The organism is Solemya pervernicosa gill symbiont (assembly GCF_002020875.1).
Classification (GTDB): Bacteria; Pseudomonadota; Gammaproteobacteria.
Genome location: NZ_MPRL01000009.1, coordinates 59644 through 70074, shown reverse-complemented (window position 1 = coordinate 70074; position 10431 = coordinate 59644). Strand labels below are relative to the sequence as shown.

The following is a 10431-nucleotide window of genomic DNA, read 5'->3' as shown; positions in this document are numbered from 1 at the left end:
TGGATACCGATATTCTCACCACCGGCACTGGTGATGGTCACTACATCACCGGAGACGGTTGCCGCCAGATCACCCGGCTCTGCACCGCCAGTGATAGCAGACTCGACCTGTGAGGCAAGTGAACCACCCGATGCATCGTAGGCGAAGGAGACGGCCTGGAAAGCACCCGCATCACCATAGAGTCGGAAGCTGACAGTATCGCCGTCATCAACGTTGGCCGTTGAGCTAAAGTCGAGATCAACCACATTTTCACGGGCTGTTGCGGTAACACCGGTCGCTACGGTCAGACTGGCTGCCGCCTCTTTGGCGCTATCTGTACCGGCAATCGCAACAGTCTCAGTGGCACCGAGTGCATCGGTCACGGTGACAGTCTGTGCCGTAACAGCAGCCGCTTCGGCCGTTGCCACATCAACCGCACCCGTTACACCACCCATATCAGTAGTGATGTTACCGCCACCACTATTGGTCGCAGCGGTCAGGCCATCGGTAGTGTTGTTCACCGTCACTTTGTTAATACCGAGAGAATCAGATGTGGCACCAGAGACGGTAACGTTGATGGTCTGATTCGCTTCAGCACCGACCTGGAAGGTCTGTGCGGTGAAGGAGCCATCAAGCAGCTTCAGGCCGTTAAAGGTGGTGGTGTTGGAGATACGATCCAACTCTGAGATCAGCTGATTGACCTCAGACTGCAAGCTCAAGCGGTCAGTGGTTGAATTGGTGGAGTTGGCTGACTGGATCGCCAGCTCACGAATTCGCTGCAGGATGTTGGTACTCTCAGCCAGCGCGCCCTCAGCAGTCTGCGCCAGTGAGATACCGTCGTTAGCATTTCGCTCTGCCTGATTAAAACCACGAATCTGCGAGGTCATGCGGTTAGAGATAGCCAGACCCGCCGCATCATCCTTGGCGCTATTGATGCGCAGACCGGATGAGAGGCGCTGCAGTGAAACCTGCAGCGCACCCTGCGACTTAGACAGATTACGCTGCGAGTTGAGCGACATTACGTTTGTATTAATAACCTGAGGCATGATAGCTCTCCTTTATTTTTTACTTCCGGTCTGTTGTTCAGTACCGGTTTTATAAATCAGCGGATATAACTTCGTTTGATGTTATTCACCGCTTTTAAACTTGTTCGGGCTTTTTGAGCCCTTCAGGGGAATTCAAATTTTTTAATGTGAGTTTTCAACCATAGCCCTCCCCCATTTCCGTATTTCCGTACAGATCCTTTTTGTTTCGTAATTTAATTTTCATAATCTTTTCCACCAATTTTAAATTCTGTGTCGCAGCCATTAGCCGATGTAGTTAAAGAGCGAGAGACCCTGCACTCGCACATAGGCCTGCTGTGCGGCCTGCATACCAACCATCTGAATATTGAGTCGCGCTGTTGCCTCGACGTAGTCAAGATCCTGCAGCTCCGACAGCGTGGTCTGCATCTGCACGATGTAGTCGGCGTTGGTGTTGTCCTGGTTATCGAGTGCGTTGAGACGGCCACCGATCTGGGCGCGTACGTTGTCGATATTCACCTCTGCCTGACCGAGATCCATCAGTACGCGGTTCATCGCATTGCTGAATGCAGCACCATTGCCACTGCCTGAGTAGGCACCTTCCAGTGCATCAATGAAGGTCTGGATTGTTGCAAACAGATCCTGGTTCTCACTCGGCTCTACGGTGAAGCTGTCGCCAGTGAGCGGGCCACCTTCGATATAGGTCCGCATACCGTTGAAGGCGATCTGTCCACCCTCCTCGTACTGACCTGAGGTCACGACATTGCCCAGGCTGTCGTTGACGGTGTAGACACTACCGGCCTCGGTGAAATCGACCGTCATATTGTTTTCAGCGGTGCTATCAGCGGGATAGATTCCCGTTAGATCACTACCGAAATATCCCGTTATTTCATCCGCCGCATCTGCACCACCGGTGATTCGTTCTGTCACGGTGATCGGTGTCGAAGAAGCGGGAACATTTCTTAGATAGAGCGCCCCATCAACTACTGCCGCCTCAACAAAGGGCGTGTTCGGTGCTGTGTTATTTGGCGCGTTGTTAATTGCTGTGACCAGCGCATCGAGATCGGAGAGCGGCTGATCCTCTTCATCCTGGAGGTAGATCGAGGTGCCATTAATCAGCAGCTCATAACCGAGATCATCTGCAGTCACCACACTGGTGGCCGTTGCCTCGGCAATGGCGGGCACAGTCATATCGACCGTGATCGGTGCACCGCCGCCAGGCGGTGTATAGATGCCAAAGTTGAGTGCCAGCGGTTCGGCGGTGGTATCGAGCGGCTGAACGGCGGGTGAGAAGCCGGTGGTGTCACCTGGAATATTGAGTTCGACATTCCAGTTTGGCGAACCGGTCGAGGTCAGGGTGACATCAACCTGATGTTCAACGCCCAGGCTATCGACCATGGTGAATGAGGACGCTGCAATTGGGCTATCCGCAACACTTAATGAACCACTCAGCGGTACATTCACAGCGCCGCCAGAGCCATCCACGCTATCGGTGAAACTGCCCTGAGTTACCCCATCAACCGCTGCTGTGGTTAACGATGGGAAGTTGATCCCATAGGTATCGGCAACATACTGGGTTGGATCGGTGATTGCTCCAGGGTCGATGATGCCGGTACCCCGGTTTTGAAGATTGTCTGCAACGGAGAAGATACCATTGCCGTTCTTGATCGACATAAAGACTTCATCACCTGAGTCACCCACGGCAACCTGACGTGTTGGGCTGATCTGCAGATGGCGCTGCCCCTGATCACCGTTGTAGGTAAAGCCCCCCGCCCCGTCACGCTCAAATGCCGTGGTCTTGGTCTGATAACCGGAGAAGATGAATTCGCCGTTGGCATCACGTGCATTACCGGTGGAGATCAGACCATCGAGGATCAACTTCACCTCAGCGGCAATACCGGCACGGGTTTGAGATGTCTGCGAGGCATTAGCACCCTGCACCGCCAATTCACGAATTCTATAGAGCGCGGTATTTACATCTGCCAGCGATCCCTCTTCGAGCTCCAGTCGTGAACGTGCCACCGTGGTGTTCTCGATGTACTGCTGGGTCTGTGCAACCACCTCGTTCAGATCGAGTACCTTGGCCGATGCCGAGGGGTCATCCGATGGATTAAGCAGACGTTTACCGGTCGCCAGCTGAATCTGCGTTTCGCTTAGCTTCGCCTGCTGATCGAGGATTGAATTAACCCCGAGCTGTGAAATTAATGACGTAGAGATTCTCATTGCTTATCTCCCCACCGCGGTCAACAGCGTGTTGAACATCTGATTGGCCACCGAGACCACCTGGGCTGCGGCCTGATAGGCCTGCTGAAATTTCATCAGGTTGGCCGCCTCCTCATCGAGGTTGACGCCAGAGATCGACTCTTTGGCCTGAATTACCTGTTCGTTAAGGGTCTGCTGCGCTTCCATGTTGATCTCGGTGCGGCGTGTAATCGTGCCGACCTCTGCAGCAAACTCGCCGTAGGCCTCCTGGAAGGAGGCGTGACCACCTTCGAGCAGACCGGCGTTCTGCAGCTCGCCGAGTAGCAGTGCATTGCGGTTATCACCGACACCATTGTCGTTCGGACCGATGGTGAAGATGTCACCCGTGTTGGGCTCACCGGTAATTGAGACACTGATACCGCGGAAATCGATCGATTCACCCTTCTGATAACTATCAGCAACCACCTTGTTGCCAGCGCTATCGAGCACTACATAGCTATCGCCATTACTGGGATTGGTATCAGCGGTGATGGTGAGGCTGCTGACCAGCGACTGGCTGCCGCCGTCGTAGACCAGATCACTGCCGAAGTAGCCGTGTAGCTGGTCGGTCGCATCGATTGGATTTCCGCTGGTGGTATCGATCACCTGTTCGGAAATGGTGATTGGGCTACCGATCGGTGATGTATAAGCGAGGAAGAGTTCACCGTTGTCGATGTATGCATTCACCTGGGGATCGACACCGGACATAGCGGTATTAATCCGGGTTTGCATCTCCTCAAGACTAGTGACCGGAACATCGGACTCACTCTGCGTGAAAATCACCACATTATTGATATAGAGGGTGTACTCAAGATTGTTGTCGACGCCGACGGTGTCATTCATCGATCCCGGAACGGGGAAGGAGTACCTTGAAACGGAACCGGCCACACCATTTTCGTTATAGAAGCCCTGACCTGTAGTGCCTGTCTGAGTTACCGCAAAGCCTGATGCAACCGTCTGGTCAGTGACCGATGTAACATCAATTGAACCTGTGGTCAGCGTATCGGTGATGACGCCAGCGGCGTAGGTGAAGCGGCCAGCAGTAGTAGCGGCATTAAGTTGGCTGGTGACTTCAGTCAGCACGCCATCTTCATCGACGTAGTTGTTGTTGAGCAGAATGGCTGTCGTGCCGGTACCGTGCGAGATCGTGAGATCGGTGGTATCGAGCGTGTAATCAAACTTGCCTATACCGGCAATCACACCGGTGAAGTCGGCGCTGGTTCCTTCGGTAAAGGCGTTCGCATTTGCATTTGCATTAGTAATATTGACCGCATCAGTTGAGCCGGCCAGGCTAATGCTGTAATCGCCGCCACCCTCATTCGTAACAACAAAGTTCGGATTGACCGCTTGCAGCTGAATTTCAATTGCTGCCGCCACTCCGGCAGAGGTCAGATAATTGGTATTCAACGAGACCGGGACCGTCGTCGTTCCGACGTTGACATCGAATGTCGCGGGTGCAGCCGTGTAGTCGGTCTGACTCAGTGCAGTGATAATGCTCTTGCCATTGACCTGCGAGATGGGCGCCAATGGTGCCGAGACCGAAGTTGCATTGACGGTTGATGCAACCATCGAGTTATCCGGTAGTTGAAGCAGGTTCGAGAGATCGAGTTCAACGGCATTGCTGTAGCCTGAAGCGTCATCAAATGCCGACATGGTGACGGTGCGCGTATATTGCTTCACGCCGTTTACCATCTCCCAGGCCTGAACCCCGTCGATGGTATCGAGATCACCATTCTCATCGAAGCGGATCTGGTAGCTATTACTCGCCTCAGTCGTTGCTGCCAGCGGATTCTCTTCAACATTAACCGTCAGCAGCCACTCGTTATTTTTGCCAGTGTTGCTAAGCGTTGCATTCACATCGTGAGCAACACCCGCGTAGTCAGAAATCGTGGTGCCCGCGGGCAGCGTAACCACGGTGTCATCGGGATGGACGTTACCCTGTAGCTGTATCGTTGGCTGTGCAGCCAGCGTTATGTTGGAGTCTGCTGCTGAGAGCACCGTGTAGTTGTCTCTGATATAGGCTGATGGATCGTTCATCACGCCCGCAGAGATCAGGCCGGTACCGATATTGGCCTCGAGAGCCTGTGCCACGATGGGAGCTGCTGCTGCCACGGCGCGCACATCGGTAATCTCCAGAGAGAAGTTTGCCGCCATGCCACTGGTGGGACGGATCAGATAGGAATCACCATCCTGAGAAAAAAGGCTGTCATCGACCGAGAATGTCACCCCGTCGATTTCAATCGGTAGATCGATGCGCTGGGTAAATTGATCCTCATGGCGGGTCAGGTACCACTCACCGTTGGAACGACTAACCGTGTAGTCGGAGGTGGTGAGTTTGCCGAGGTCGGTAATCTCAGCGGAAATCTGTGAGTTACCCTGGTTATCGAAGTTATCGATAACAACCGGATCGGCTACGGAGAAGAACTCACCGCCCATCTCTGAGTTGAGATCCATGCCCTTCATATGTTGCTCATTGAAGGCCTGCGCTACGGAGACAGCGACTCTTCCGAGCGCCGCCTTTGAGGGTTCTAACAGCTCGGTACGAAAATCGAGCACGCCACCCAGTCCACCACCAGTGATGTTATTAGTGATATCGATAGAGCTCTGCGGCGTGATGTGAACGATATTGAGATAACCGGGGTTGGCAGCGCTCTGCTCAGTGCCGAGCTGATAGCTCTCACTGCCGATAACCATTGTCTGACCGTTACCGACAAAGACATTAACCGAGCCGTCGTCCTGATCGATCACATTGACAGCGACCAGCTCAGAGAGCTTGCCGATCAGTACATCGCGTGAATCGAGCAGGTCATTGGGCAGCGAACCGCTGGTTGCGCCCGTCGCACGTACGATCTGATTATTGGCATCGGCAATGGCAACAGAGAGGGTGTTGATCTCAACCGTCATCGATTCGATGTTGGCATTGGTCTCGCGCTCAAGTGAATTGAGGCGCTTATCAAGATAGTGGAAACGGCTAGCCAGCTCTTCAGCATTTCCGAGCAGTGCATATCGCGCCGGTACCGAACTGGGATCGTTAGCAACATCCTGAACGGCATTAAAGAAGGATTCGAGGCCGGGAGTCAGGCCAGCACTAGGATCTGCCAGCAGGTTATCGATGCGTGTTGCGCTGCTATAGAAGCTATCGAGCTGGGTATAGCTTGAGGTGGTCGACTGCACCTGCTGGGTAAGAAACTGGTTATAGACGCGGCTGACATTGGAGATCTGGGTACCGGTACCAAAATAGCCGTTACCGAACGCCTGCGGAGTCCGCGCGCTCAGCTCAACGCGCTGACGGCTGTAACCATCCGTCTGCGAGTTAGCTATGTTGTGGCTTGTAGTGGCCAGGGCGCGTTGATACGCGACCAGTCCCGTCAAGCTATTACCGATGATGTCAGGCATGATTACCGTCCAAAATGTTTCCGATAACCAACATTTGCATTAAGCGTGCCAAGACATTTTTTTGACGCTTCATACCGACGCCCCCTGCCCCGCATTTCGCAGCTCTGGGGTGACGGAACCGAGGATCTCACCGTTCATAATCCGGTTGATCTTGTCGGCATAGTTCGGATCGGTGGCGTAACCCGCCTTCTGTAACTCCTCGGTATAACGTTCTGGGTTGTCGGCCATCTCCAGCGCCTTCTGATAGCGTGGATTGGCACTCAGGAAATCGACATAGTCGTTGAAGCTATCGCTGTAGCCATCATAGGCACGGAAGCTGGCCCGCTCGCGCAGCGCCACACCATCGCGATATTCGATCGTTGAAACTTCGGCGCTATCACCATTCCAACGACTATCGGCCTTGATGTTGAATAGATTGCGGCTGCTGTTGCCCTGCTCATCACGGGTAATCGCACTTCCCCAACCGGTCTCGAGTGCTGCCTGGGCGATCAGCACCTCAGGTTTGGTACCGAGCTTCTCAGCGGCCTGCTGGGCATGGGGCCAGAGTGCCGTGACAAACTGCTGGGGATTTTCGAAACGGTCGATCTCTACCGGCATAACCTTGCCGCTATTGCCGCTCTGGCTGGCTGCGGTCATTGGCTGTGAATCGACCGATGGGTTTTCAACGACGAGTGGGCGGGGAGCCATCGCCCGCACCTGATCGATGGTGGAGCGGGCTGGCAGTTTGAATTCACGGGGTTCACCACTGTTTGAAGCCGTGCTACGTGGTGCGCCACCGAGCTGTTCTACCAGCAGATCGGTAAAGCCCAGCCCCCTGCCCTCACTCATATTAAGTGAGATCTGCTGGTCATACATGCTCTGGTAGAGTTTGCTCTGATCGCTATCCATCAGACCTTCGGAGAGCGAGGCCTCACGCATGCTCTTGAGCATCATCTGGGTAAACATCGCCTCGAACTGACGCGCAACCTCCCGAATCGCTTCGGGAGACTCACTGCGCGCCTGCTGCTTCAGACCCGCAAGGCCCTGAAAGTCAGTGTAAGTGGAGGCGTTACTCAGCTCGTTCATGACGTTCGACGGCTGTGCCCTAGATCACGATCAGCTCAGCGCGTAGTGCACCGGCCTGTTTGAGGGCTTCGAGAATTGCGACCAGATCACCGGGAGCGGTACCAACCTGGTTGACTGCACGTACAATCGCATCGAGTGTGATACCGGGGTTGAAGAGGAACATACGTGCATCTTCCTGCACCACCTCAACATTGCTTGCCTGGGTGACAGCCGTGGTACCACCGGCCAGTGGAGCAGGCTGACTCACCTCCTGCTCTTCAGTAATGGTGACGGTCATATTGCCGTGAGAGATAGCGGCGGGTGAGACACGGACATTGCTCCCGATCACCACCGTGCCGGTGCGCGAGTTGACGATCACCCTGGCGGCGGCATCACCCGGTTCAACAGTAAGGTTCTCCAGCATCGAGATATAAGCGACACGCTGTGAACGACTCTGCGGTGCGCGTACCCGAACTGAGGTCGCATCCATCGCACTGGCGGTATCAGCGCCCATGGCACGATTGATCGCTGTAGAGAGACGGTTGGCGGTGGTGAAGTCCTGGCTGTGCAGGTTGAGTGTTACAAAGTCACCCTGATTAAAGGGGCTGACCACAGAACGCTCAACGGTCGCACCGTTGGGAATACGACCGACACTCGGTACGTTAACGGTAATGCGAGAACCATCCGAACCGCCGGCACCAAAACCACCAACCACCAGACTACCCTGAGCGATGGCGTAGACGTTGCCATCGGCACCCTTGAGTGGACTCATTAACAGTGTGCCGCCTCGCAGCGACTTTGAGTTGGCGATTGAGGATACGGTGACATCGATATTCTGACCCGGCTTGGCAAAGGGGGGTAGATCGGCGTGGATGACAACGGCCGCCGCATTCTTCAGCTGCGGATTTACATTTGGTGGCACGGTGATACCAAACTGCGCCAGCATGTTTTTCAGACTCTGTACGGTGAAAGGTGCCTGGCTGGTCTGGTCACCCGTACCATCAAGACCAACGACCAGACCGTAACCGACCAGCTGGTTATTTCGTACGCCAGCGACCGAGGCGAGATCCTTGACCCGCTCCGCCTGGACCACCGCAGTGGTCACCAGCATCACGGCTACGAGCAGACCCTTTACGCTATTTTTCATTAACCGGTTCATCTCAAATTCTCCGCAGGGAACGGCCTTTAGAAGGGCCATACACCGCTGTTAAAGAAGCGCGCCATCCAACCCATCTCATTACTTGCGGCGACAAAGCCCTTACCGCTATAGGTAATCTGGGCATCGGCGACCTGAGTTGAGAGGATGGTGTTATCGGACTTGAGATCATCAGCCCTGACCAGGCCGGTGATACGGATAAACTCTTCACCCTGATTGAGCTGCATCCACTTCTCACCGCTAATGCGCAGGTTGCCGTTGGGCATCACCTCGGAGACAGTGACGGTGATGGTGCCGCTGAGACTATTGCTCTGGTCGGCACCCCCTGACCCATCAAAGCCCTGTGCTGAGGTGAGATTCGCATCGAGTCCCTTGATCAGGCTTTTTGGTTTCATCTCAAGCACCGATCCAAAGACGGTCGGGGCAGATATCTCAACAGAGTTGTCCTTGGTGGTACTGACGTTTGAAGACTTCTTCGCCGATGTGGTCTCGGAGAGAACGACGGTGATGATGTCGCCAACACGGCGCGCCTTGCGATCCTCAAACAGAATAATCTCGTTCCCGGCCTGGTAGATCGAACCGGTGTTTTGCGGTACCTGCATCGGTGTACGCGGAATGGTCGGGGTATAGGCTTGCTCACCACGCTGCGGTGGATTGCTAATGCAGCCCTGCAGCAATGCCGCAGTGATAATGGCGATTGATGACCTGCTCAGTAATTTATTCATCACGGCTACCCTTTCGCTTAAAGCTGGTTAGCGACGTACTGCAGCATCGCGTCGGTGGTGGAGATCGCCTTGGAGTTAACCTCATAGGCACGCTGGGTCTCGATCATATTGACCAGCTCCTCAGCCACATTGACGTTGGAGGCCTCAATCGAACCCTGCATCACGCTGCCAATACCGTTCAGGCCCGGGGTTGCGGCTGAGGCGGTACCACTCGATGAGGTTTCACTAAAGAGGTTGTCACCCAGAGGCTGGAGGCCCGTTGGGTTGATAAAGTCAGCAAGCTGAATCGAACCGACCTCTGTGGAGGTGGTTGCACCCTGCTCCTGTACTGAGATGATGCCGTCACGGCTGACTGTTACGCTGAGAACATTCTCGGGAATGGTGATACCGGGCTGAAGCAGGTAGCCATCAGAGTTGACGATCTGCCCCGATGAGTTGACCTGGAACGAACCATCACGGGTATAGGAGGTTGAACCATCCGGCATTGCAATCTGGAAGAAGCCACGACCGTTGATCGCCATATCGAGTGCGTTATCGGTCGAGACAATGTTTCCCTGGGTGTGCTGTTTCTCGGTGGCCACGACACGGACACCAGTACCGAGGTTTAGACCGGCAGGCATCTGCGTGTCTTCGGTGGTCTGCGCACCGGACTGACGTACATTTTGATAGAGCAGGTCTTCGAATACCGCACGATCTTTTTTGAAGCCGGTAGTATTAACGTTGGCCAGGTTATTGGAAACCACTGCCATGCGAGTCTGCATCGCATCGAGGCCAGTTTTGGCTATCCATAATGATCTTTCCATCGTTCTTCTCCTGCTCTATATCGCTTGTTCTTTATGCCGGTGATGAATGACAAGTTTCCGTCACT

Annotated in this window: 7 protein-coding genes; all 7 read right to left on the bottom strand. The window is 54.3% G+C overall.

Going from position 1 to position 10431, the window contains the following annotated elements; all coding sequences use genetic code 11:
- A partial coding sequence (locus BOW52_RS03775) for a flagellin N-terminal helical domain-containing protein (protein WP_456242905.1) occupies positions 1-1025 on the bottom strand: 1025 nt, incomplete at its 3' end.
- A gap of 261 nt (positions 1026-1286) precedes the next feature.
- Positions 1287-3224, bottom strand: a complete 1938-nt coding sequence (flgL, locus tag BOW52_RS03770; RefSeq protein WP_078482752.1) for a flagellar hook-associated protein FlgL — start codon at positions 3222-3224, stop codon at positions 1287-1289.
- A gap of 3 nt (positions 3225-3227) precedes the next feature.
- A complete protein-coding gene (gene flgK / locus BOW52_RS03765; RefSeq protein WP_078482751.1) occupies positions 3228-6638 on the bottom strand; it encodes a flagellar hook-associated protein FlgK in 3411 nt (1136 codons plus the stop codon).
- 69 nt (positions 6639-6707) lie between these two features.
- Entirely contained in the window at positions 6708-7703 is a 996-nt protein-coding gene (gene flgJ, locus BOW52_RS03760; RefSeq protein ID WP_078482750.1) for a flagellar assembly peptidoglycan hydrolase FlgJ, read from the bottom strand.
- Positions 7704-7722: 19 nt separating this feature from the next.
- Entirely contained in the window at positions 7723-8829 is a 1107-nt protein-coding gene (locus BOW52_RS03755; protein WP_135622003.1) for a flagellar basal body P-ring protein FlgI, read from the bottom strand.
- Positions 8830-8867: 38 nt separating this feature from the next.
- Positions 8868-9563, bottom strand: coding sequence for a flagellar basal body L-ring protein FlgH (gene flgH / locus BOW52_RS03750; RefSeq protein WP_078482749.1), 696 nt, complete (start codon positions 9561-9563; stop codon positions 8868-8870).
- Positions 9564-9580: 17 nt separating this feature from the next.
- Positions 9581-10366, bottom strand: coding sequence for a flagellar basal-body rod protein FlgG (gene flgG / locus BOW52_RS03745; RefSeq protein WP_078482748.1), 786 nt, complete (start codon positions 10364-10366; stop codon positions 9581-9583).
- Positions 10367-10431 lie beyond the last annotated feature (65 nt).

Bases quoted from the DNA above. Each gene is read 5' to 3' on its own strand.
- flgL (WP_078482752.1), bottom strand. From the start codon at position 3,224: ATGAGAATCTCTACGTCATTAATTTCACAGCTCGGGGTTAATTCAATC.
- flgK (WP_078482751.1), bottom strand. From the start codon at position 6,638: ATGCCTGACATCATCGGTAATAGCTTGACGGGACTGGTCGCGTATCAA.
- flgJ (WP_078482750.1), bottom strand. From the start codon at position 7,703: ATGAACGAGCTGAGTAACGCCTCCACTTACACTGACTTTCAGGGCCTT.
- BOW52_RS03755 (WP_135622003.1), bottom strand. From the start codon at position 8,829: ATGAAAAATAGCGTAAAGGGTCTGCTCGTAGCCGTGATGCTGGTGACC.
- flgH (WP_078482749.1), bottom strand. From the start codon at position 9,563: ATGAATAAATTACTGAGCAGGTCATCAATCGCCATTATCACTGCGGCA.
- flgG (WP_078482748.1), bottom strand. From the start codon at position 10,366: ATGGAAAGATCATTATGGATAGCCAAAACTGGCCTCGATGCGATGCAG.